General features: G+C 71.3%; 19 protein-coding genes and 1 tRNA gene. 11 read left to right on the top strand and 9 right to left on the bottom strand.

Annotated elements, in window-relative coordinates; genetic code table 11:
• The first annotated feature begins 87 nt into the window (after positions 1-87).
• The gene (locus SSP29_RS14390) at positions 88-846 is read left to right on the top strand and encodes an SDR family oxidoreductase (RefSeq protein WP_089101017.1); all 759 of its coding nucleotides are present in this window, start codon (positions 88-90) and stop codon (positions 844-846) included.
• A gap of 1 nt (position 847) precedes the next feature.
• The gene (locus tag SSP29_RS14385; RefSeq protein WP_089101016.1) at positions 848-1,852 is read left to right on the top strand and encodes an SDR family oxidoreductase; all 1,005 of its coding nucleotides are present in this window, start codon (positions 848-850) and stop codon (positions 1,850-1,852) included.
• Positions 1,853-1,867: 15 nt separating this feature from the next.
• On the opposite strand, the gene SSP29_RS14380 is transcribed toward SSP29_RS14385, so the two are convergent.
• Together SSP29_RS14380 and SSP29_RS14375 are read right to left on the bottom strand one after the other, a co-directional pair.
• On the bottom strand, positions 1,868-2,758 hold the full coding sequence (locus tag SSP29_RS14380) for a hypothetical protein (RefSeq protein ID WP_089101015.1): 891 nt from the start codon (positions 2,756-2,758) through the stop codon (positions 1,868-1,870).
• Positions 2,759-2,914: 156 nt separating this feature from the next.
• Positions 2,915-4,666, bottom strand: coding sequence for a glycoside hydrolase family 35 protein (locus SSP29_RS14375; RefSeq protein ID WP_089101014.1), 1,752 nt, complete (start codon positions 4,664-4,666; stop codon positions 2,915-2,917).
• A gap of 107 nt (positions 4,667-4,773) precedes the next feature.
• Here SSP29_RS14375 and SSP29_RS14370 point away from each other — a divergent pair, with 107 nt between their 5' ends.
• The 4 genes from SSP29_RS14370 to SSP29_RS14355 all read left to right on the top strand — a co-directional run bounded on the left by SSP29_RS14370 (position 4,774) and on the right by SSP29_RS14355 (position 9,691).
• Positions 4,774-5,670, top strand: a complete 897-nt coding sequence (locus tag SSP29_RS14370) for a helix-turn-helix domain-containing protein (RefSeq protein WP_089101611.1) — start codon at positions 4,774-4,776, stop codon at positions 5,668-5,670.
• Between the two features lie 35 nt (positions 5,671-5,705).
• Positions 5,706-6,056: a chorismate mutase gene (locus tag SSP29_RS14365; RefSeq protein WP_089101013.1), complete on the top strand. Its 351-nt coding sequence runs from the start codon at positions 5,706-5,708 to the stop codon at positions 6,054-6,056.
• 207 nt (positions 6,057-6,263) lie between these two features.
• On the top strand, positions 6,264-8,747 hold the full coding sequence (gene pepN / locus SSP29_RS14360; RefSeq protein WP_167449918.1) for an aminopeptidase N: 2,484 nt from the start codon (positions 6,264-6,266) through the stop codon (positions 8,745-8,747).
• A gap of 113 nt (positions 8,748-8,860) precedes the next feature.
• Positions 8,861-9,691: an NAD(P)H-binding protein gene (locus tag SSP29_RS14355; protein WP_089101011.1), complete on the top strand. Its 831-nt coding sequence runs from the start codon at positions 8,861-8,863 to the stop codon at positions 9,689-9,691.
• A gap of 35 nt (positions 9,692-9,726) precedes the next feature.
• Here the strand turns inward: SSP29_RS14355 and SSP29_RS14350 are convergent, their stop codons facing one another.
• Positions 9,727-10,275: a GNAT family N-acetyltransferase gene (locus tag SSP29_RS14350; protein WP_150134149.1), complete on the bottom strand. Its 549-nt coding sequence runs from the start codon at positions 10,273-10,275 to the stop codon at positions 9,727-9,729.
• Between the two features lie 218 nt (positions 10,276-10,493).
• Between SSP29_RS14350 and SSP29_RS14345 the strand changes: the two genes are divergently transcribed.
• Together SSP29_RS14345 and SSP29_RS14340 are read left to right on the top strand one after the other, a co-directional pair.
• Positions 10,494-11,852, top strand: coding sequence for a pyridoxal phosphate-dependent decarboxylase family protein (locus SSP29_RS14345; RefSeq protein WP_089101009.1), 1,359 nt, complete (start codon positions 10,494-10,496; stop codon positions 11,850-11,852).
• Entirely contained in the window at positions 11,849-13,255 is a 1,407-nt protein-coding gene (locus SSP29_RS14340) for a lysine N(6)-hydroxylase/L-ornithine N(5)-oxygenase family protein (RefSeq protein WP_089101008.1), read from the top strand. The genes SSP29_RS14345 and SSP29_RS14340 overlap by 4 nt, the downstream gene beginning before the upstream one ends.
• Positions 13,256-13,314: 59 nt before the next feature.
• Here the strand turns inward: SSP29_RS14340 and SSP29_RS14335 are convergent, their stop codons facing one another.
• Positions 13,315-15,120, bottom strand: coding sequence for a bifunctional metallophosphatase/5'-nucleotidase (locus SSP29_RS14335; RefSeq protein WP_089101007.1), 1,806 nt, complete (start codon positions 15,118-15,120; stop codon positions 13,315-13,317).
• 150 nt (positions 15,121-15,270) lie between these two features.
• Between SSP29_RS14335 and SSP29_RS14330 the strand changes: the two genes are divergently transcribed.
• Complete coding sequence (locus SSP29_RS14330; RefSeq protein WP_089101006.1) at positions 15,271-15,981, top strand: SIMPL domain-containing protein; 711 nt, start codon at positions 15,271-15,273, stop codon at positions 15,979-15,981.
• 187 nt (positions 15,982-16,168) lie between these two features.
• On the top strand, positions 16,169-17,605 hold the full coding sequence (gene pyk / locus SSP29_RS14325) for a pyruvate kinase (RefSeq protein ID WP_089101005.1): 1,437 nt from the start codon (positions 16,169-16,171) through the stop codon (positions 17,603-17,605).
• 76 nt (positions 17,606-17,681) lie between these two features.
• Here pyk and SSP29_RS14320 read toward each other — a convergent pair.
• Positions 17,682-17,756 (bottom strand) — tRNA-Leu (locus SSP29_RS14320).
• A gap of 100 nt (positions 17,757-17,856) precedes the next feature.
• Between SSP29_RS14320 and SSP29_RS14315 the strand changes: the two genes are divergently transcribed.
• A complete protein-coding gene (locus SSP29_RS14315; RefSeq protein WP_089101004.1) occupies positions 17,857-18,510 on the top strand; it encodes an ANTAR domain-containing response regulator in 654 nt (217 codons plus the stop codon).
• 165 nt (positions 18,511-18,675) lie between these two features.
• Here SSP29_RS14315 and SSP29_RS14310 read toward each other — a convergent pair whose 3' ends face one another.
• The 4 genes from SSP29_RS14310 to SSP29_RS14295 are packed head-to-tail and all read right to left on the bottom strand — an operon-like array spanning position 18,676 to position 23,091.
• The gene (locus SSP29_RS14310) at positions 18,676-19,392 is read right to left on the bottom strand and encodes an ABC transporter ATP-binding protein (RefSeq protein ID WP_089101003.1); all 717 of its coding nucleotides are present in this window, start codon (positions 19,390-19,392) and stop codon (positions 18,676-18,678) included.
• On the bottom strand, positions 19,389-20,306 hold the full coding sequence (locus SSP29_RS14305; protein ID WP_089101002.1) for an ABC transporter ATP-binding protein: 918 nt from the start codon (positions 20,304-20,306) through the stop codon (positions 19,389-19,391). Before SSP29_RS14305 ends, SSP29_RS14310 begins: the two co-directional genes overlap by 4 nt.
• A gap of 5 nt (positions 20,307-20,311) precedes the next feature.
• Complete coding sequence (locus tag SSP29_RS14300; protein ID WP_089101001.1) at positions 20,312-22,153, bottom strand: branched-chain amino acid ABC transporter permease; 1,842 nt, start codon at positions 22,151-22,153, stop codon at positions 20,312-20,314.
• Between the two features lie 5 nt (positions 22,154-22,158).
• Complete coding sequence (locus SSP29_RS14295; protein ID WP_089101000.1) at positions 22,159-23,091, bottom strand: branched-chain amino acid ABC transporter permease; 933 nt, start codon at positions 23,089-23,091, stop codon at positions 22,159-22,161.
• Between the last annotated feature and the right edge of the window lie 30 nt (positions 23,092-23,121).

Below are 23,121 nucleotides of genomic sequence, written 5' to 3'. Positions count from 1 at the left end.
CCTTCGCACTCAGCTGCCTTTCCACCAAACATTTGTTAGGTGTGAGGCTTCGAAGCTAGCAGTCGGCGCTGACAAGCGGGAGGCCCTGTGGATAACTCGCCGAGCGGCAGGACTGTCGTCGTCACCGGCGGTACCAGGGGCGTGGGCGCCGGGATCGCACGGGCCTTCGCCGAGGCCGGTGCCCACGTCGTGGCCTGTGCCCGCCGGCCACCCGAACAACACCTCGAAGGCGTCGAGTTCACCCCCCTCGACCTGCGCGACCCACCCGCCGTACGCGCCTTCTTCGACGCCCTGCCCCGGGTCGACGTGCTCGTCAACAACGCGGGCGGCACCCCCTACCGGCGGCTCGCCGACGCGGACCCCGAGCGGCACGCCCGGGTGATCGAGCTGAACCTCGTCACCCCGCTGACCGCCTCCCTCGCCGCGTACGAGCACCTCCGGCGGGCCCGGGGAGCGGTGGTGATGATCAGCAGCGTCAGCGGCGGCCGCCCCTCACCGGGCTCCGCCGCCTACGGCGCGGCCAAGGCGGGGCTGGAGAACCTCGCCCGGTCCATGGCGGTGGAGTGGGCGCCGGAGGTCCGCGTCAACACCCTCGTGGTCGGCATGGTCCGCACCGAGCTGGCCCACCTCCACTACGGCGGCCCGGACGGTGTCGACGCCGTCTCCCGGACCGTCCCGCTCGGCCGCCTCGCCGCCCCGTCCGACGTCGGTGCCGCCGCCGTCTTCCTCGCCTCCGGCGCGGCCGCCTACATCAGCGGGGCGAGTCTGCTCGTGCACGGGGGCGGGGAGCGGCCGCCCTTCCTGGACGCGGCGACTGCCAACAAGCCATCCGACAAGGAGGACTGAGATGAGCGGAATCTGTGCGGGCCGGGTCGTGGTCGTCACCGGCGCCGGGCGCGGGCTCGGCCGGGCCCATGCGCTGGCCTTCGCCGCCGAGGGCGCCCGGGTCGTCGTCAACGACCTCGGCGTCGGCCTCGACGGCGCGCCGGGCGCGGACGGTCCCGCCGGCCCCGCCACCCCTGTCGGCCCTGCCACCCCTGCCAGTCCCGCAACCCTCGCCAGCCCTGCCGGTCCCGCCACCCCTGCCAGTCCTGCCAGTCCCGCCGAGGCCGTCGTGGACGAGATCCGGGCGGCCGGCGGCGAGGCGGTGGCGCACGGCGGCGACATCGCGACGGACGCCGGTGCCGAGTCCCTGGTGGCAGCGGCCCTGGACGCGTACGGCCGCCTGGACACCCTGGTCAACAACGCCGGCTTCCTGCGCGACCGCATGCTGGTCAACCTCGCCGAGGACGACTGGGACGCGGTCATGCGGGTGCATCTCAAGGGCCACTTCCTGCCGCTGCGGCACGCGGCCGCGCACTGGCGGGCCGAGGCCAAGGCGGGCCGCACCCCGGTCGCCCGCATCGTCAACACCAGCAGCGGCGCGGGCCTGCTGGGCTCGGTCGGGCAGGGCAACTACAGCGCCGCCAAGGCCGGCATCATCGGTCTCACCCTGGTCGCGGCGGCGGAACTGGCCCGCTACGGCGTCCAGGTCAACGCCATCGCCCCGGCCGCCCGCACCCGGATGACCGAGCACGCCTTCGCCGCGACCATGGCCGCCCCCGACACCGGCTTCGACGCGATGGCCCCCGGGAACGTCTCCCCGCTCGTCGTCTGGCTCGGCTCCGCCGCGAGCGCCGGCGTCACCGGGCGGGTGTTCGAGACGGAGGGCGGCCGGATCACCGTCATGGAGGGATGGCGGCCTGGTCCGACCGCCGACAAGGGGGCCCGGCGGACCCCGGCGGAGGCGGGGGAGACGGCGCTGAAACTGCTGGCCGGGGCGGCGGCGCCGGGAGCGGTGTACGGGGCGTGAGGCCGGTGGCAGAGGCTAGGTGTCGCACTCCAGTACCGTCCGGCACAGCGAGCAGCGGGCCCGGACCCGGCCCCGTACCGGCACCCTGATCCGCTGGTGGCAGGTCGGACACGGGAACGAGACCCGCAGCCGGCCGCCGCTGTCGGGGGTGAAGGCGTAGGAGGCGGCCGGCTGCGGGGGCGGCGCCGTGGGGGCGTGGCGGCGGTCGCGGGCGTAGCGGCGGCGGCCCGCCCAGCCGGCCGCGCTGAGCGGTGGCTGCTCCTCGTCCTGGCGGGCCCGGGCCATGCCCTTCTGGTACGACGTGTAGGCCTGCGGGCTGGTGAACCACACCGACGGATCCTCGTGGAAGACGAGGGAGCGCTTGGCCAGCACGTAGCCGAACTCCTCCGGGGTGAGGTAGCCGAGCTTCTGGGACGCCTCGCCGTGCTCCCGGTAGGCGTCCAGGAGCAGCCAGCCGGCCCCCAGGTAGGTGGTCGCCGTGTCCGTGAGGATCTCGTTCTCCCGCACGCTCGGGAAGGACAGGTCCAGGCGGTGCAGGTAGACGTGCATCACCTCATGGGCGAGGGCCGCGCCGATGTCCCTGCGGTGGGTGCGGAAACGGTCGTTCAGCTCGACGAAATACTCGGGGCCCGCGGTCAGTTCGACGTTCGCCGCGTGGGCCATGTCCTTGAAGCCGACGATCATGCGGGCGTCGGGCAGGCGGAAGTGCCGGACCATCTCGCGGGCGACGCGCTGCGAGCCGAGGTGGAGGTCGTCGGTGTCACAGAACGCGACGTCGGCGGGGAGCACGCTGGTGGCGAAGGTCTGGACGGTGTCGTACGACAGGCGCCGGTACAACGCCGTGATGGCGGCCCGCACGGTGTCCAGGTGCGGGTAGCCGTGCTCTACCGGGCCGCCGTTCGCCACGTCCCTTACCCCCACAGACGCCGCCGGAGCTGTCTTTCACAGTATGCGGGGGATAGGGGAAATTGGGGGGCCGGAAGGTTGTCCGGACACCGCGGGCCGGTGGGGGTTGATCGCGCCCACGCGGCGGCAGCCGCAAATCGATACAGCCCCGCGCCCCTAGAGGGGCGCCAGACGTACCGTTGCCTGATTCGATTCCTGGAGTTCCAGGACCCACACCTCGTTCTCGCCCTCCTTCAGGACCGGGCCCGGCACGTACAGCGACTCCTGTGGGCCCGTCGACCAGTAGCGGCCCAGGTTGAAGCCGTTGATCCAGACGAAGCCCCGGGTCCAGCCGGGGAGTTCCACGCGCGCGTCCCCTGCGCCGTGAACCGTGACCGTCCCCCGGTACAGGCCCGGCGCGCCGTCCTCCGGAAGCGGAGCGAAAGGCACCTCACCCACGCCCCCCTCGAAGGCGTCCAGGTCGAGCCCACGCGCGCGTACCCCGTGCAGGAACTGGCGTTCGTGCAGGAGGCCTCCGGTGATGCCCTTCGGCTCGCCGGAGCGGGGACCGTAGTTGACGCGGCCCAGGGACTCCACCCAGAGCTCCACGCGCGCGGGGCCGGCGACTGGCTTCTTGAGCTGGGGTTCCTCCTCGGTGAGGACCCCGGCCCGCTCGCCGTCGACGTACACGACCGCGAGGTCGCGCAGGCCCCGCGCGGTGAGCGGGTACGGCTGGCGCGGGCCCGGCACGTCCGCCTCGTAGCGGACCAGGCCCCGGGCGATGTCCAGCTCCTCGAAGGTGGGCGGGACCGGGTGGACGCGTTCCGGGGTGCCGAGGGTCTCCAGGACGCCGGCCAGGGATGCCCAGGCGGTCAGTTCCACGTCCGTCGGCGAAGCCAACGGGACGGGCGCCGACGGCGGTTCGGGCAGCGGGCCGTCGTGGTACCCGGCGAGGACCTCGCGGAAGCGCCAGAACTTCTCCGTGGGGCGGCCGTACTCGTCGATCGGCGCGTCGTAGTCGTACGACGTCACGTCCGCCTCCAGCGGGCCCTCATGCAGCTCGCCGCCGGGGCGGTTGGCGCCCGCCCAGCCGGCGAAGTTGGTGCCGCCGTGCGCCATGTAGACGTTGACCGACGCCCCGCACTCCAGGATCTCCCGGAGTGCCGCCGCCGCGTCCTCGGCGTCCCGTACGACGTGCTCGCCGCCCCAGTGGTCGAACCAGCCGCACCAGAACTCCATGCACATCAGCGGGCCCCGCGGCTGGTGGCGGCGCAGCGTCTCGAAGGCCACGCGCGCGTGCGAGCCGAAGTTCACCGTCGCGAGCAGCCCGGGGACCGAGCCGCCGGTGAGCATGTGGTCCTCGGGGCCGTCCGAGGTGACCAGCGGCACCGTGACACCCTCGGCCCGCAGCAGGTCGGTGAGGTGGGCCAGGTAGGCGGCGTCGGAGCCGTAGCTGCCGTACTCGTTCTCGACCTGCACCATGATCACCGGGCCGCCCCGGTCCAGCTGCCGCGACGTGACCTCGGGCAGCAGCCGGCGGAACCAGCGGTCCACGTACCCGAGGAAGCGCTCGTCACGCGTGCGTGCCCGCGCGCCCAGCTCGCCCGTCACCCAGTGCGGCAGACCGCCGTTCTCCCACTCCGCGCAGATGTACGGCCCCGGCCGCACGATCGCCCACAGGCCCGCCTCCCGTGCCGCGTCCAGGAACCGGCCGAGGGCCCCGACGTCCCGGAAGGCACCGGGGTGCGGCTCGTGCAGGTTCCACGGGACGTACGTCTCCACGCAGTTCAGCCCCATGGCGCGCAGCAGCGCCAGCCTGTGGTCCCACTGGTCCTCGTGCACCCGGAAGTAGTGCAGCGCGCCGGACAGCAGCCGTACCGGCCGGCCGTCCAGCAGGAAATCGGTTTCGCCCACCGTGAAGTCGCTCATACGCTCACCTTGGCCTGCTGGCGTGCGCCGAAACCATGGACAAAGATCAGCAGCACTTGGACGGAAGAGACGCATGGAAGGGGCGCGCAGTGCCCGGAGAAGCGCCGATCTTCCGCACCTGGATGCGGTTCTTCACGCCCGGCGCCGTCCACCGTCGGCTCGGTCTCGTCTGCTGGGGCGTCGGCCTCCAGTACGGCGCGGTGCCCGCCGTCGGCCCGCGCCTGCTCGAACATCACGTCGCCGTGGTGATCAGTTCGGGCCGGGGCTGGTACCGCACACCCGACGGGCGCCGTACCGCCGTCACCGCCCCCGCGCTGGTGTGGCTCACGCCCGGCGTCCCCCACCACTACGGGCCCGATCCGGACAGCGGCTGGGACGAGGCCTTCGTGACCTTCACCGGGCCCGACACCGCGACCTACACGGAACTCGGCTACATCGAGCCCGAGCGGCCCGTGGTGCCCCTCGCGGACGCCTCCGGACCCCGGGACGTCATCGCCCGCATCGCCCGGGCCGCCCGCCAGGGCAACCCCCTCCTGGAGGTCGAGACCGGCGCCGCCGTGCACGAGCTCCTGGTCGCCCTGCGTCGCGCGCGTGCCGACCTCGCCCCCGACGGCGACCCGGTGCTGCACGCGCTCGCCCGGGACGCCTGCACCGGGATGACCGTCGCCGACCACGCGGTCCGGCACGGCATGACCCCGGCCGAGCTGCGCGCCGCGGTCCGCCGGGTCGCCGGCTGCAGCCCGAAGGACTATCTGATCGGCATCCGGCTCGGCCGGGCCCAGGAACTCCTCGCCACCACCGAACTGTCCGTCGCCGCGGTCGCCCGCCGCGTCGGCTATGACGATCCGGCCTACTTCTCCCGTCTGTTCACCCGCCGGGTGGGCGCCGCCCCGGTGCGCTTCCGGGCCCAGCAGAGCCGGGCCGTGCCCGACGACTGGAACGAAGGCCTCCAGGAGGACGGCGAACCGGGTCCGCCGGTGGCCGAACCCGTCGACGGCCCTTAGAGATCACCCTGCCGCCCCCCTTAGGGTTGACGCCCATGACCACCAGCAACACCGGTACCGGTGCCGTCGACCCCGCCGTCCGCGCGGAGCTCGGCCGGCTGCGCGACAGCATCGACAACATCGACGCGGCCGTCGTCCACATGCTCGCCGAACGCTTCAAGGCCACCCAGCAGGTCGGCCGCCTCAAGGCGGTCCACCAGCTGCCCCCGGCGGACCCCGCCCGCGAGGCCCGGCAGATCGCCCGGCTGCGCGCCCTCGCCGAGAACGCCAAGCTCGACCCCGCCTTCGCCGAGAAGTTCCTGAACTTCATCATCGCCGAGGTGATCAGGCACCACGAGTCCATCGCCGAGGACACCGTCAACAACCGGGAGACGGACGGGCACTGATCCGGGAAGCCCGTCGTACGCCTCGAAGAGCGTCCGGCACCGCCGGGCGACCCCCGTGCGGTGACGAGGCGCTCGAACAGTCGCTCCGGGCGCAGGGTGGCGCCCACCGGTGCCGTCCCGTGCCACCTCACAACCCCGGGCCGGACATAAGCCGCGTACCGCCCCCGCCCCTGTGCGATGTCAGTGTCATCAGGCAGCATGGCCCGCATGTCCGTACTGACTCGCGACGAAGCGCAGAGCCGCGCCGAGCTCCTCGACGTCCACCGCTACACGATCGACCTCGACCTGACCACCGGGGACGAGACCTTCGACTCCCGTACCGTGATCAGGTTCACGGCCCGATCCGACGGCGACACGTTCGTCGAGATGAAGCCCGTCGAACTGCGCGCCGTCACCCTCGACGGACAGTCCCTCGACCCCGGGACGCTGGACCAGGACCGACTGCCCCTGAAGAACCTCACCGCGGGCGAGCACGAGCTGCGCGTCGACGCCACCATGCGCTACTCGCGCACCGGCGAGGGCATGCACCGCTTCACCGATCCCTCGGACGACGCGACGTACGTCTACACCCAGCTCTTCATGGACGACGTGCAGCGCGTCTTCGCTGCCTTCGACCAGCCCGACCTGAAGGCCGTCTTCGAGCTGTCCGTGACCGCCCCCGAGGGCTGGACGGTGCTCGCCAACGGCGTCACCGAGCACCTCGGCGACGGCCGCTGGCGGGCCGCCGCCACCCCGCTGATCTCCACCTACCTGGTCGCCGTCGCCGCCGGGCCCTGGCACTCGGTGCGCACCGAGCACCGCGGACTGCCCTTCGGCATCCACTGCCGCCGCTCCCTCGCACCCCACCTCGACGCCGACGCCGAGGAGATCCTCGACATCACGCGCGCGTGCTACGACCGCTACCACGAGAAGTTCGAGGAGCCCTACCCCTTCGACTCCTACGACCAGGCGTTCGTCCCCGAGTTCAACGCCGGCGCCATGGAGAACCCGGGCCTGGTCACCTTCCGCGACGAGTTCGTCTACCGCTCCGCCGTCACCGACACCGAGCGGCAGACCCGCGCGATGGTCATCGCCCACGAGATGGCCCACATGTGGTTCGGCGACCTCGTCACCCTCAGGTGGTGGGACGACATCTGGCTGAACGAGTCGTTCGCCGAGTACATGGGCTACCAGACCCTCACCGAGGCCACCCGCTTCACCGACACCTGGGTCGACTTCGGGGTGGCCCGCAAGGCCTGGGGCTACGACGCCGACCAGCGCCCCTCCACCCACCCGGTCGCCCCCGAGGCCGTCGACGACACCGCCGCCGCCCTGCTCAACTTCGACGGCATCTCCTACGCCAAGGGCGCCTCCGCGCTGCGCCAGCTGGTCGCCTGGACGGGCGAGAAGGACTTCCTGGCCGGCATCAACATCCACTTCCAGCGGCACCGGTTCGGCAACGCCACCCTCGCGGACTTCATCGACTCCCTCGCCGCCGCCACCGAACGCGACGTGCACGCCTGGGCCGACACCTGGCTGCGCACCACCGGCGTCGACACCCTCACCCCGGTCCTGGCCACCGCCTCCGACGGCACCCGCACCCTCACCGTCGAGCGCACCGGCAGCCGCCCGCACCGCATCTGCGTCGGCGTCTACGACCAGGACCTCGCCGACGAGGGCCGGCTCACCCTGCGCGAGCGCATCGACCTCGACATCCCGCAGACCGCCCCCCAGGCCCTCGGCAAGCGCCCCGCCCTGCTCGTGCTCAACGACGGCGACCTGACCTACGCCAAGGTCCGCTTCGACGCCGAGTCCGCCGAGACCGTCCGGGCCCACCTGTCGGGCCTGCCCGACCCGCTGACCCGCGCGGTGGTCTGGAACGCCCTGCGGGACGCCGTCCGCGACGGGGAGCTCCCGCACGCCGCCTATCTGGAGACCGCCCGCGCGCACCTCCCGCACGAGACCGACCTCGCCCTCGTCCAGGGCGTGCTGGCCTTCACCGCGGTCCACGTCGTCGACCGGTACCTCAGGCCCGAGGACCGCCCGGCCGCCCTCGCCACCGTCTCCGCCCTGTGCCGCGACTTCATCCGGCGCACCGAGGACGGCGACAACCCCGGGCTGCGTCTGATCGCCGTACGGCACTTCATCGCCGCCGCCGCCCACCCCGACACGATCGCCGCCTGGCTCGCCGAGGGCACCGTGCCCGGCGGGCCCGAGCTCGACCCCGAGCTGCGCTGGCGCATCATGAGCCGGCTCGCCGTCCTGGGCGCCGTCGACGAGGACCGGATCGCCGCCGAACTGGTCCGCGACCCCAGCGCCAGCGGCCAGGAAGGCGCCGCCCGCTGCCGGGCCGCGCTTCCCGACCCCGAGGCCAAGCGCACGGCCTGGGAGGCGATGTTCGGCGGCGACGAGCTGTCCAACTACCTGTTCACGGCCACCGCCGAGGGCTTCTGGCACCCCGAACAGGCCGACCTGGTCCGCGACTACGTGCCGCGCTACTACCAGGACGCGGTCGCCGTCGCCGCCCGGCGCGGTCCCCGCATCGCCACGGTCACCGGCCGGCAGGCCTTCCCCGCCCACGCCGTCGACGCCGAGAACCTCGCCCTGGGCCGGGCCTGCCTGGACCACGCCGAGCCGGTCACGGCCCTGCGCCGCCGCCTGATCGACGAACTGGACGACCTGGAAAGGGCGTTGCGGGTCCGCGAGGCGTAGGACGGCGGACGTACGACGACACGGGCGCGGCCGGTCCCTAATCACGATGCGGGGACCGGCCGCCGCTCCTAGGCTCGGTGCCCAAGAAGCACCAGAACCCCAGGGAGAAACCCGTGATCGTAGTCACCGGTGCCACCGGCAACGTCGGCCGTGCCCTCGTCACACGTCTCGTCGCCGACGGACGGGCCGTGCGGGCGCTCACCCGTGCCCCGGAGACGGCCGGCCTGCCCGACAAGGCCGAGGTGGTGAGGTTCCGGCCGGAGGACCTGGCCCCGCTGTTCGCGGGGGCGACCGAGCTCTTCCTGTACGTCCAGGGGGCCGGCGGGCGGCTGCCCGAGCTCCTGCAAGCGGCCCGCACGGCCGGGGTGCGCCATGTCGTCCTGCTCTCCTCCGGGATCATCCAGGAGGGCGCCGACGAGACCCACCCGATCCACGTCATGCACGCCACCGCCGAGCGGCAGATCCGCGACAGCGGGCTCGCCTGGACGTTCCTGCGCCCCAACGCGTTCGCCACCAACGCCCTCCAGTGGGCGCCCCAGATCCGCGTCGGCGACACCGTGCGGGGCGTCTTCGCCGGCATGCTCACGGCACCCATCCACGAGGACGACATCGCCGCGGTCGCCGAACGCGCCCTCCTCGACGACGGCCACGAGGGCGCCGTCCACCGCCTCACCGGCCCCGCCGCGACCACCAACACCGACCAGATCGCGGCCATCGGGCAGGCTCTCGGCCGCGAGCTGACCTTCGTCGAGGTGGCGCCGGAGGAGGCGGCCCCGCTGTTCCCGGGAACCCCGCCGGAGTTCCTCCAGGGCCTGCTGAAGACCTTCGCGGCCACCGTAGGCGTCCCACCGGAGATCACCACCACGGTCGAGGAGATCACCGGCAGCCCGGCCCGCACCTTCGGGCAGTGGGCCACCGACCACGCGGCCGACTTCCGCCCCTGACGGTCCGGTCCCGCACCGGCCGGGCGCCGGGCCGGTCAGCCCGCGGCCAGCCGCAGTTCCGCCCGGCGCACCCCGCCCTCCCGCGGCCCCGCCCGCCGGTTCCCCACCTCGGCCGTACCGGGCGTCACCACACCCAGCGTGAAGCCCAGGCGCTCCAGGAAGCACTCCCCGGAGCGCCAGCCCGGCGGCACCGACGCCGTCACCAGGGACACCCCCTCGGCATGCGCGAGCAGCGACTCGGCCAGCGCCCGCCCGAGACCCCGGCCGCGTGCCCAGGGCGCCAGCAGGAACAGCCCCACCGCGACCGCGCCGGGCGCCGGATGGTTGCGTACGGCGTCCACCAGGCCCGAGACGACCCCGTCCCGCTCCAGCACCAGCAGCACCTTGTCGCCGGGGTCGGCGCCCTCGGGCAGCCCGTAGAACAGGGACTGCACGTCTCCCGGACCCGACGGCAGCCCCGTCGCCGCCACGAACCAGTCCTCGCAGGCCTCGAAGAGGTCCAGCAGCGGTACCTCGTCCGCGGGCCGCGGCTCCCGCACCAGCACCCGCTCACCGGGCACGTCGATCATCCACGCGTCAACCACGCGACCGACGTTAACCCCGGTCAGCCGCGGTCTCAACGCCCTTGCACCGCTTGCTCCGACGCACCCGGGGCGCACCGCCCCGACAGGTTTTCCCCGCACGGCAGTACCCACTTTCGGGTTCCGATCGTTGGGCTTTGGGGACGCGCAGACCCAATCCCGTACAAGCTGGAACTCCCCCTGTGGACAACCCCCTTCGGCCAGCGCCCCGAGGAGAGCCCATGAGTACGCCGCCCCTCGCATCCGGACCCCAGGGCCCCGACGCCCTGCGGCCTCTGCTCGACACCGTGCTCGACGCGCTGCGCGAGGGCGGCCGGGCGCGCGGCGGACCGCTGCCCGCGGGCGGTCCGGAGACGGTGGCCGAGCGGATCGCGGACGCCGTGGGGGACGTACTCCCGGACGACGGCGACCCCGACGCCCTGCGCACCCTGGTGACCGCCCTGGCCGAGGGCGCCGCCGACCCCGCCGACCCGCTGTGCGCGGCGCATCTGCACTGCCCGCCGCTGGCCGTCGCGACCGCCGCCGACCTCGCCGCGAGCGCCCTCAACCCCTCCCTGGACTCCTGGGACCAGGCCCCGGCTGCCTCCGCCCTGGAAGCGCTGGTCACCCGCACCCTCGCGCACACCATCGGCCTCTCCGACGCGGTGGTCACCACCGGCGGCACCGAGTCCAACCAGCTGGCCCTGCTGCTGGCCCGCGAGGCCTCCGGCGGCGGCGTCCGGCTGGTCTGCGGGGCCAACGCCCACCACTCGCTGCCCCGCGCCGCCTGGCTGCTCGGCCTGCCCGACCCCGTCGTGGTCCCCGCCCCGAACGGCACCCTCGACCCGGCCGCCCTCCACGACGCCCTCACCCGCCTGCCCCGGCCCCTGCTGGTCGCCGCCACCGCCGGCACCACCGACGCCGGGCTCATCGACCCGCTCCCCGAGATCGCCGGGCTCTGCGCCGCCCACGGCGCCCGGCTGCACGTCGACGCCGCCTACGGGGGCGGCCTGGTCTTCAGCGACCGGCACCGGGACAAGCTCGCCGGCCTGGAGCGTGCCCACAGCGTCACCCTCGACCTGCACAAACTCGGCTGGCAGCCGGTCGCCGCCGGTCTCCTCGCCGTCGCCCGCCCGGCCGAGCTCGGCGTCCTCCACCAGCACGCCGACTACCTCAACGCCGACGACGACACCGAGGCCGGCTATCCCGACCTGCTCGGCCGCTCACTGCGCACCACCCGGCGCCCCGACGTCCTCAAGATCGCGGTCACCCTCAAGACCCTGGGCCGTACCGGACTCGGCGCGCTGGTCGACCAGGTGTGCGCCCGAGCGCGGGATTTCGCCGCCCTGGTCCGCGAGCACCCCGGCTTCGAGCTCTACGACCGGCCCAACATCAGCACGGTGCTGTTCCGCCCCACCGGAGCCACCGACGACGACGTCGCCGGCGTACGGCGCAGGCTGCTGCACGACGGCCGGGCGGTACTCGGCCGGGCCCGGCTCGACGGCCGGCTCTGGCTCAAGGCCACCCTGCTCAACCCCCACACCCGGCCGGACGAACTGGCCCTCCTCCTCAAACTCGTGGAAGGAACCGCTCCCAGATGACCAACCCCCCACACCACGAGCCCGAAGCACCCCGCGACCTGGTCGGCGTGGGCATCGGACCGTTCAACCTCTCCCTCGCCGCACTGGCCCACCCGCTCGCCGAACTCGACGCGGTCTTCTACGAGCAGCGCCCGGGTTTCCACTGGCACCCCGGGCTGCTGATCGACGGAGCCACCATCCAGGTCCCGTTCCTCGCCGACCTGGTGACCCTCGCCGACCCCGCCAGCCCCTGGTCGTTCCTCAACTACCTCAAGGCGCGCGACCGGCTCTTCCCCTTCTACTTCGCCGAGCGCTTCCACATCCGGCGCGCCGAGTACGACGCGTACTGCCGCTGGGTCGCCGAGAGCCTGCCCGGACTGCGTTTCTCCCACCAGGTCGACGCCGTCCGCTGGAACTCCGAACGCGATCTCTTCGAGGTCGACTTCACCCGGCTCGACGCGGAGGGCGAGGCCGAGTCGCTCGGCCGTACGTACACGAAGAACGTCGTGCTCGGGGTCGGGACCGTGCCGTACGTGCCCGATCCGCTCAAGCCCCTCGTGGAGTCCGCGGGCGTTCCGGTGATCCACGCGGCCGACTACCTCGACCACCGCGAGGCCTTCCTCGCCGCCGAGCACGTCACCGTCGTGGGCTCCGGGCAGTCCGGCGCCGAGGTCTTCCTCGACCTGCTGCGCCACCGGCCCGCTGGCCGCGAGAAGCTGCACTGGATCGGGCGCGGCGAGGCGTTCGCGCCCATGGAGTACTCCAAGCTCGGCCTGGAGCACTTCACCCCCGACTACACCCGCTACTTCCACGCCCTCGCGGAGCCCGTCCGGGACCGGATCGTCTCCTCCCAGTGGCAGCTGCACCGGGGCATCGACGCCGACACCATCGCCGCCGTCCACGACGAGCTGTACCGCCGTACGCTGCACGGCGGCTGGCCCGAGGCCGTCCTGACCCCCGGCGTCCAGGTCCGCACCGCCGGACGGGTCGCCACCACCAAGGTCGAGCTCCACCTCGAACACGTCCAGCAGGGCACCCGCTCCCGGCTCACCACCGACGCCGTCGTCCTGGCCACCGGCTACCGCGAACGCCCCGTCGGCCGCCTGCTGGCCGGACTCGACCCCTATCTGCGCCGGGACAACAGCGAACGCCCGCGTGTGGACGAGCGGTTCCGGCTCGTCCTCGACTCGTCGGTGACCGGAAAGGCGTACGTCCAGAACGCGGAACTCCACACCCACGGCGTCGGCGCGCCGGACCTGGGCCTGGCCGCCTGGCGCAGCGCCACCATCCTCAACTCCCTGACCGGCAAGGACCCCTACCCACTGCCCGCGCGCACCGCCTTCACCAGCTTCGGCCTGGAGCGGCCGGAGGAGCGGGTCCCGGCGCAGCAGCAGCCGAGGCAGCTCACGCCGCTGGTCGACTGAGCGCGTCGCCGACCGATCGAGAGGGCGCCGGTCCCCGGCCCGGCGCCCTTCGGGACCGCTCAGAACACCGGCGTGCCGTCGCGGGTCAGCTTCCAGTCCACCGACGCGAAGTCCTTCGGGTCCAGGACACCCTTGGCCGTCACCCACTCCGCGATCCGGGTGCGGATCTCCGTCGACTCCGACCACAGCTCCTTGGCCGAGGCGACGTACGGGAACGCGCCGCCGCCGTTGGCGCGGTAGTTGTTCACCGCCAGCACGAACTGCCGGGTGTCGTCGAGGGCGGCGCCGTCGTAGGTCAGGTTCTTGATCCGCGCCCCGGCCGCCTGCGCGATGTCGATCTCGTACCGGAGGCCGGAGACGTAGTCGTAGTTGTAGTCCGGACGGTTGTTCGCGTTCGTCAGTTTCTCCACGTCGACGGTCGCGTCGGCGGCCGTCTGGACGAAGTACTCCGCCGAGTACTCCAGGTAGGCGCGGATCTGCGCGCCCGTCATCAGCTTGGCGACCAGGGTGTTGTCGTAGACGTAGAGGCCGGACAGGTCCCGGATGGTCACCTTGCCCGCCGGGATCTCGGAGGTGCGCGAGAACGGCGAGGCCTGTGCGATCACCGGCAGCGACGCGTACTCGGTGCCCGCCAGGGCCGCCTTGACCACGTCCTCCTGGACCTTGGTGATCAGGTCGATGATCGGGGCGTCCTGGTAGCGGGCGTCGACCGTGGTGAGCGTCTCGGTCGCGGTGCCGACGACCTGGTTGACGTAGGCGACGACCTCGGCGTGCTCGTCCTTGAGGAGACGGGTGATCTTCGGGTCGTCGGCGACCGTGTTGGAGTTCAGCAGCGAGGCCGCGACCGACTCGACCTCCCACCTGCCCTTGCCGAACACCAGCTCGATGTCGAAGAGGGTGAGGCGCTCGGCGTAGCAGAGCGGCTCGGAGAGCACGACGGTCCTGCCGGTGGCCTCGTTGACGACCTTCAGTTCCGGGATCTCCACGTGCGCGTGGCCGACCAGGACCGCGTCGATGCCCGGCACCTGCCTGGCGACGTTCGCGGCCGCGTTCTCGACGTACGGCACCTGGTCGCCGTAGGAGGAGGTGCCGGAGGAGCCGGAGTGGGCCGAGACCACGACCACGTCCGCGCCCATCGCCTTCAGCTTCGGCACCCACTTCGCGGCCTGCTCCTCCAGGCCCGGGAAGGCGAGCCTGCCCTGGACGTAGGCCTTGTCCCAGATCGCGATGCCCGGGTTGGTCAGGCCGAGCACGGCGACCTTGACCGGGGGAGCGCCCGGGACGTGGAACTTCTTGATGAAGTACGGCGGGAAGGCCGGCTTCAGGGTCTTCGCGTCGACCGCATTGGCGCCGAGCAGCGGGAAGCGCAGCTGGTCCTCGAACTTGCGCAGGGTCTCGATGCCGTAGTTGAACTCGTGGTTGCCGAGCGCCGCCGCGTCGTACCCGATCGCGTTCATGGCCTGCGCCATCGGGTGCACCGGGCCGCCCTTGGCGGTGATCGGGTCGACCTTGGCGTAGTAGTACGTCAGCGGGGTGCCCTGGATGGTGTCACCGGCGTCAAGGAGCAGGGTGTTGCGGCGGCCCTTCTCCTTGCGTACCTGCTCGACCAGGGTCGAGATACGCGCCAGGCCCATCGCGTTGCCGGCCTTGTCGGAGTACTCCGCGTCCTTGAAGTAGTCCCAGTTGAAGACGTGCCCGTGCAGGTCGGTGGTGCCCATGACGGTGAGGGAGTACCGCTTGGGCTGCTTGGCATGGGCCGCGGAAGCCTGCGCGGCCTGTGCCGGGGCCGCCGCCGCGCCGGCGATCGCCACTCCCGCTCCGGTCGCGGCGGACTTCTTGAGGAACTTCCGGCGGTTCAAGGGCATGTTTTGATCTCCTCTGGATTCGGTCAACGACGCGCGTAGATTCTGTCCTGGGCATGACTGACGGCAACAGGTCCGGGAGGTTTCGATCTGGTGACCCGGACTGTGAACTCCGGGGCGCACAAGCGGGGATGGCGTGACAGAGTGGGGCGTATGACCTCACCCTCGACCTCGCCTGGGGAGCACCGGGCGGCCGGCACACCCGACGCCCCGCTCCTCGTCGTGCGCGGCGAGTCCGAGCTGGAGGTCGAGCCCGAACTGGCCCGGATCGGCGTCCTGGTCAGCGCCCGGGGCCGGGACCGCCGTTCGACCCTGGACGACCTCACCCGCCGCAACACCGCCGCCCTGGACCTGATCAAGTCGTACGGCGACGCGCTGGAGCGGCTGTCGACGGGGGCCTTCTCCGTCGCCCCCGAATTCGCCGAGCGCGGTCGGGGTGAGCGGGTACGCAGCTACCACGGACGGGTGCAGCTCACCGCCGAGTTCACCGACTTCACCGTGCTCGGCGAACTCGTCACCAGGCTCGCCGACTTGGAGCTGACGAGGGTCGACGGCCCCTGGTGGTCGCTGCGCCCCGACTCACCCGTGCACGCGGAGGCCCGGCGGCGGGCGGTCGCCGAGGCGGTGCAGCGGGCCCGCGAGTACGCGAGCGCGCTCGGTACGTCCCTCGCCGCCCTGATCGAGCTCGCCGACACCGGCGTCGAGGCCCCGCGGCCGCTCCGGGCGGCCTTCGGCGGCGGAGTCCGCAGCAGGGCGGCCGCCGAGCTGCCGACACCCGCCGAGCCCCTGGATCTCGAACCGCCGCAACTGCGCGTGACCGCTCAGGTCGGCGCACAGTTCACGATGGCACCGCCGGAACTGTGATCCCGAAGGCGGTGTCCGGCATCTCGAATAGACGAGCGCCGGCATTGCCGCGTTCAACAAATGCGAGATGCTCATAGGAGCGGAGTGCCGCACAATTCAACACTTGTCAATAGGCCTTCACGCAAAGGTTGTTGGGTCGTCATGTACCACCAATTCTCTACCCGCCGGTAAGGCCTAGGCTCGAAGCATGCGCCGAGCAAAGATCGTTTGTACTCTGGGGCCCGCCACCGACTCGTACGACCAGATCAAGGCCCTGGTCGAGGCCGGAATGGACGTCGCCCGATTCAACCTCAGCCACGGCTCCCACGCCGAGCACGAGGAGCGCTACCAGCGTGTCCGCAAGGCCTCCGACGAGTCCGGTCGCAGTGTCGGGATCCTCGCCGACCTTCAAGGCCCGAAGATCCGGCTCGGCCGCTTCACCGAAGGCCCCGTACTCCTCGAACGCGGTGATGCCTTCGTCATCACGGTGGAGGAGGGCGCCGAGGGCGACCGGCACCAGTGCGGGACGACGTACACGGGTCTGGCCGGTGACGTCACCCCCGGTGAGCGCGTCCTCGTCGACGACGGCAAGGTCTGCCTGGAGGTCACCCACGTCGACGGCCCCCGCGTACACACCACGGTGGTCGAGGGCGGCATGGTCTCCGACCACAAGGGCCTCAACCTCCCCGGGGTCGCCGTCTCCGTCCCGGCCCTGTCCGACAAGGACGAGGCCGACCTGCGCTGGGCGCTGCGCACCGGCGTCGACGTGATCGCCCTGTCGTTCGTGCGCAGTGGCCGGGACATCGAGGACGTCCACCGCATCATGGACGAGGAGGGCCGCCGCCTCCCCGTGATCGCCAAGGTCGAGAAGCCGCAGGCCGTCGAGAACATCGACTCCATCGTGGCCGCCTTCGACGGCATCATGGTCGCCCGCGGCGACCTGGGCGTGGAGATGCCGCTGGAGCAGGTGCCGATCGTCCAGAAGCGCGCGATCAAGCTCGCCAAGCGCAACGCCAAGCCTGTCATCGTCGCCACCCAGATGCTCGACTCGATGATCGAGAACTCCCGCCCCACCCGCGCCGAGGCCTCCGACGTCGCCAACGCGGTCATCGACGGCACGGACGCGGTGATGCTCTCCGGCGAGACCAGCGTCGGCAAGTACCCGATCGAGACCGTCCGCACCATGGCGAAGATCGTCGAGGCGGCCGAGGAGGACATCCTCGCCAAGGGCCTGCCGCCGCTGACCGAGAGCAACAAGCCCCGCACCCAGGGCGGCGCGGTCGCCCGGGCCGCCGCCGAGATGGGCGACTTCCTGAACGCGAAGTTCCTCGTCGCGTTCACCGAGTCGGGAGACACGGTCCGCCGGCTGTCCCGCTACCGTTCGCCGATCCCGCTGCTCGCCTTCACCCCGGAACCGGCCACCCGCTCCCAGCTCAACCTCACCTGGGGCGTCGAGACCTTCCTCGGCCCGCACGTCGACTCGACGGACAAGATGGTCGACCAGGTGGACGAGCTGCTGCTGAAGTACGGCCGCTGCCAGAAAGGCGACATCGTGGTCATCACGGCGGGCTCCCCGCCCGGTGTCTCCGGCTCCACCAACATGGTCCGGGTGCACCACATCGGTGAGGACGACAGCCCCAAGTAACGCGCGAAGGGCCTCTCCGCACTGCGGAGAGGCCCTTCGGCCACGCAATAACGCGACCTTGGAATCCAAGGAAAAGTGCCCCGGGTCGGACTCGAACCGACACTGTACGGGTTTTGAATCCGTTGCCTGCTGCCAATTGGGCTACCGGGGCTCGAAGAATCAAAGGTGATCCCCGACCCTCCGCGCGTCCACCATACCGTAGCTAGGTAGGCTCTTGTCAGCAGTACCCCTGCCCTGAACGAGGAGCCCCCGTGACCGCCGCCGAGTCGCCCCAGCCAGTCGACGCACCCGACGACAAGTCGCACGTGCCTCCGCTGACGACCCGTGTCGTCATCGCCGAGGACGAGGCCCTGATCCGGCTCGACCTGAAAGAGATGCTGGAGGAGGAGGGGTACACGGTCGTCGGTGAGGCCGGTGACGGCGAGCAGGCCGTCGAACTGGCCCGCGAACACCGCCCCGACCTCGTCATCCTCGACGTCAAGATGCCCAAGCTGGACGGCATCTCGGCGGCCGAGAAGATCGCCGAGGAGTCCATCGCCCCGGTTCTGATGCTCACCGCCTTCTCGCAGCGCGACCTCGTCGAGCGGGCCCGGGACGCCGGCGCGATGGCGTACCTGGTCAAGCCGTTCAGCAAGAGCGACGTCGTTCCGGCGATCGAGATGGCCGTCTCCCGCTTCAACGAGCTGCGGCAGCTGGAGAAGGAGGTCGCCGACCTCACCCTGCGCCTGGAGACCCGCAAGCTGGTCGACCGCGCGAAGTCCATTCTCCAGACCGAGTACGGCCTGACCGAGCCGGCCGCGTTCCGCTGGATCCAGAAGACGTCGATGGACCGCCGCATGTCGATGCAGCAGGTCGCCGAGGCCGTCATCGCGGACAGCGAGGAGAAGAAGTCCAGCAAGGGCTGACCCGCACACGTACGAACGCCAAGGCCCGCGCCCCGGAGAAGGGGACGCGGGCCTTTGTAGCGCCGCCAAGGGGAGCGCCCCTTCAGGGGCGCGGGGCTGTTATCGATGTGCGGCTCCGCCGCGTGGGCGCGACCAGCCCCCACCGTCAGTCAGCCGACCGACGACCTAGTCCTCACCCAAATAGGCCTTCCGCACCGACTCATCGGTCAGCAGATCCTGCCCGCTGCCCGACAGCACGATGTTGCCGACCTCCATCACATGCCCCTGGTCGGCCAGCGACAGCGCCGCCTGCGCGTTCTGCTCGACCAGCAGAATCGTCGTACCCTGCGACTTCAGCTCGGCGATCGTCGCCATGATCTTCTGCATCATGATCGGCGACAGCCCCATCGACGGCTCGTCCAGCATCAGCAGCTTCGGCTGGGACATCAGCGCGCGCCCCATCGCCAGCATCTGCTGCTCACCGCCCGAGAGGGTGCCCGCGGCCTGCTTGCGCCGCTCGCCCAGGATCGGGAAGAGCTCGTAGGCCCGCTGGATGTCCTTCTCGATGCCCGGCTTGTCGCTGCGCAGGAACGCACCGAGGCGCAGGTTGTCCTCGATGGTCATGCGCGGGAAGATGTGCCGCCCCTCGGGGGAGTGGGCGAGGCCCAGCGAGACCACCTGGTGGGCCGGGACCTTCTTCAGCGACTTGCCGTTGAACCGGATCTGCCCGCCGACCGGCTTGAGCAGCCCGGACAGCGTACGCAGGGTCGTCGTCTTGCCGGCGCCGTTGGTGCCGATCAGGGTGACGACCTGGCCGGCCTCGACCTTGAAGGAGATGCCCTTGACGGCCTCGATCTTGCCGTAGGCGACCCGCAGGTCCTCTACTTCGAGCAGTGCGGTCATCGGTCGTTCTCCTTGCCGGGCACGGCGTCGGACGTGTTGTCGGCTTCGGGCTCGGCCGCCGCTTCCGCCGCCTCGACCTCGGCGACCTCCTCGTCGCCCGGCGCGTTCTCGAACGGCTCGCCCAGGTACGCGGCGATGACCCGCTCGTCGCCCTGCACGGTCGCGCTGTCGCCCTCGACGAGCTTCTCGCCCTGCACCAGGACGGCGACCCGGTCGCACAGGTTGAAGATGAAGCGCATGTCGTGCTCGATGACGAGCACGGCGATGCCCTTGTCGCGGATCGCGAAGACCAGTTCCTCGGTGGTGCGGGTCTCCTGCGGGTTCATGCCGGCCGTCGGCTCGTCGAGGAGCAGCAGCCCCGGCTCGCTCGCCAGCGCGCGGGCGATCTCCAGCTTGCGCTGTTCGCCGTAGGGCAGGTTGCGGGCGAGGTGCTCGGCCTTCTTCTCCAGGCCCACGAACTCCAGGAGTTCCATGGCGCGGGCCCGGGAGGCCGCCTCGGCGCGGTGGAAGCCGGGGCCCCGCAGCAGGGCCGACCAGAGACCCTCCTTGGTGCGGGTGTGGCGGCCGACCAGGACGTTCTCCAGGACCGTCATGTTGGCGAACAGCCGGATGTTCTGGAAGGTACGGGCGATGCCGGCCGCCGTGACCTTGAAGGACTTCGGCGGCAGGACCTGGCCCTTGTAGCGGACCTCGCCCTCGGTGGGGATGTAGAGGCCGGTCAGGCAGTTGAAGAAGGTCGTCTTGCCGGCTCCGTTGGGGCCGATCAGGCCGACGATCTCGCCGCTGCGGACGGTGAAGTCGACATTGCGGACGGCGGTCAGACCGCCGAAGCGCATGGTCACACCGCGGGCGTCGAGCACGACCTCGCCGGGGGCGGCGGGGGCGGTGTCCGGGATGGGGGTTTCCGTGGTCATCGTGGTCAGGCCCCTGCCTTGGTGAGGACGGCGGGCGCTTCGGCCTCTTCGTGGAACTCGAGCTGGCGGCGCCGGTTGGGGATGAGGCCCTCAGGGCGGAAGCGCATCAGCAGGATGAGCGTGACGCCGAAGGCGAAGAGCTGGTAGTCGCCGAGGAACTGGAGCTTGGCCGGGATCAGGTACAGCAGGGAGGCGCCGACGAGCGGGCCGGAGATGGTGCCCATGCCGCCGAGGACCACCGCGGCCAGCAGGAACGCCGAGTTGGGCGGCACGACGTAGGCGAACTGGTACTGCTCCGGGGTCACCGTGTAGGTGACGTGGGCCTGGACCGAGCCGGAGAGGCCGGCCAGGCAGGCGCCCAGGGCGAAGGCGATGAGCTTGACCCGGAAGCCGTTGATGCCCATGGCGAGTGCGGCGGTCTCGTCCTCGCGGATGGCGACCCAGGCGCGGCCGATCCGGGAGTCGCTGCTGCGCCGGAAGACGATGACCACGATGAGCGTGATGATCAGCATCAGCAGCAGGTAGTTGGCGAACCGGCCGATGGTGGAGCCGAGGATCTGGTGCTGGGCGCCGAAGTCGAAGCCGAGGATGTTCAGGTTCGGGATCGACGAGATGCCGTTGGAGCCGTTGGTGACGTCCGGGCCCGAGGTGCCGTCCAGGTTCAGGACGGTGATACGGAAGATCTCACCGAAGCCGAGCGTCACGATGGCCAGGTAGTCGCCGCGCAGTCGCAGCGTCGGCGCGCCGATCACGACACCGAAGATCATCGCGACGACCGCACCGAGCAGCGCCGACGCCCAGAACGGCCACTGCACGTGCAGCGGCGACGACGGCGAGCCGGAGACCAGGGCCGCGGTGTAGGCGCCGACACCGAGGAAGGCGACGTAACCGAGGTCGAGGAGGCCGGCGAGGCCGACGACGATGTTCAGGCCGAGCGCGACCGTCGCGAAGATCAGGATGTAGACGCCGATCGTCGCGTACTGGTCGTTGGACTGGGTGAACGGGAAGGCCGCGGCGGCGACGAAGGCGCCGATCATGGTGATGTTGCGGTGCTTCGCGGTGATCGCCGAGACGCGGGCCACGATCCCGGCCTTGGAGAGGGAGGCGAAACCGAAGCCGGCCATGATCAGGAAGCCGATGAACAGCTCGTCGTACGCGGTGCCGATGCCGTAGCTGAAGACGAACAGGCCCACGGCCATGGCCGCGATGATGACGAGGATCTCGGCCCAGGACGGCAGCGTGGGCGCCGGGGCCGGCGCCTTGGTGGCGAAGGCCGCGCGGAAGTTGGTCCAGTTCTGGCGGGAGTTGTGCTTGAAGAGCTCCCAGCCGGTGTCGTCCGGGTCGACCGGGTCGGGCTCCGGCCGCTCGAACGGCAGGGCCAGCGCACCGATCACGGCGGCCAGGGTGGCGATCGCGACGACGAAGCCACCCGGGTCCAGGTTCACCACACCGCCGAGCTCGTCGCTGATGGCGATGACGGTGTACCAGGCGGTGCCGAAGGTACCCAGCGCCGCCATCTTCAGCGCGCTGTCGGCGCTGCCCGGCGTCAGTGCGCCCAGGCCCCTGACGCCGTAGGAGGCGAGGCCGAACAGGGTGGTGAGGATGCCGCCGATCAGCACCAGGACCTGCAGGCCGCCCGGGTAGCCGTAGACGGTGAGGTCGCCGGGGAAGGCGGAGGTCCAGGTCCACGACATGAACGCGGAGACGACGGCGAGGATGCCGCCGCCGGTGGCGAGGGCGCGGCCGAGCGGGGCCGGCAGTCCGATCAGACCGGACGCTGCGGGCGCCGGGGCGCTCGCGGTCTCCGGGGTCTCGGGAGTCTCGGATGCGGTGGTCTCTGTGGTCATCGGTGTCACGCCCTGTCCGCGACGCGTTCGCCGAGCAGACCCTGTGGTCTGAACAGCAGTACGAGGATGAGGAGTACGAACGCCCAGACGTCGGCCCAGGACTGGCTGCCGAACTTGTCCATGCCGGGGATGTCCGAGATGTAGGCGGTCGACAGGGCCTCGGCGACACCGAGGACGAGGCCGCCGAGCATGGCGCCGTAGATGTTGCCGATACCGCCGAGGACGGCCGCGGTGAAGGCCTTCAGACCGAGCAGGAAGCCCATCTTGAAGTCGATCTGGCCGTACTTGAGGCCGTAGGCGACACCGCCGATGGCGGCGAAGGCGGCACCGAGGGCGAACGCGATCACGATGATGCGGTCGGTGTTGACGCCCATCAGCTTCGCGGTGTCCGGATCCTGGGCGGTGGCCTGCATGCCGCGGCCGGTGCGGGTGCGCATCACGAAGTATGCGAGGAAGGCCATGCTGAGCGGGGCCACGACCACCAGGAAGATGTCACCGGTCTGGATCGTCACGTTGCCGATGTTGAAGGGCCCGCCCGGGATGGTCGGGAAGGTACGGGCGGACTTCGCCTCGGGGTACCAGGCCCACACCGCCTGCTGCAGGGCCAGGGAGAGGCCGATGGCGGTGATGAGGGGGGCGAGACGCGGCGCGGTGCGCAGGGGGCGGTAGGCGAACCGTTCCGCTCCGACGGCGACCAGGACGGCGACGATGATCGCGCCCACCAGCATCAGCGGGAGAGCTATCCACATCGAGGTGCCGCCGGGCAGTACATACGCGTAGACCGTGAGCGCGCCGAAGGCGCCGGTCATGAAGATCTCGCCGTGGGCGAAGTTGATGAGCTGGACGATGCCATAGACCATCGTGTAGCCAATGGCGACCAGCCCGTACATGGATCCCAGTAGCAGGCCGTTGACCAGCTGCTGCGGCAGTTCGTTCACCGCATGTCCTCCGAGACGTTCGGAAAGTTT

The sequence above is a fragment of the Streptomyces hyaluromycini genome (assembly GCF_002217755.1).
GTDB lineage: Bacteria > Actinomycetota > Actinomycetes > Streptomycetales > Streptomycetaceae > Streptomyces > Streptomyces hyaluromycini.
Note: the sequence above shows the minus strand (reverse complement) of the source record. Positions and strands in the feature narration are given on the sequence as shown.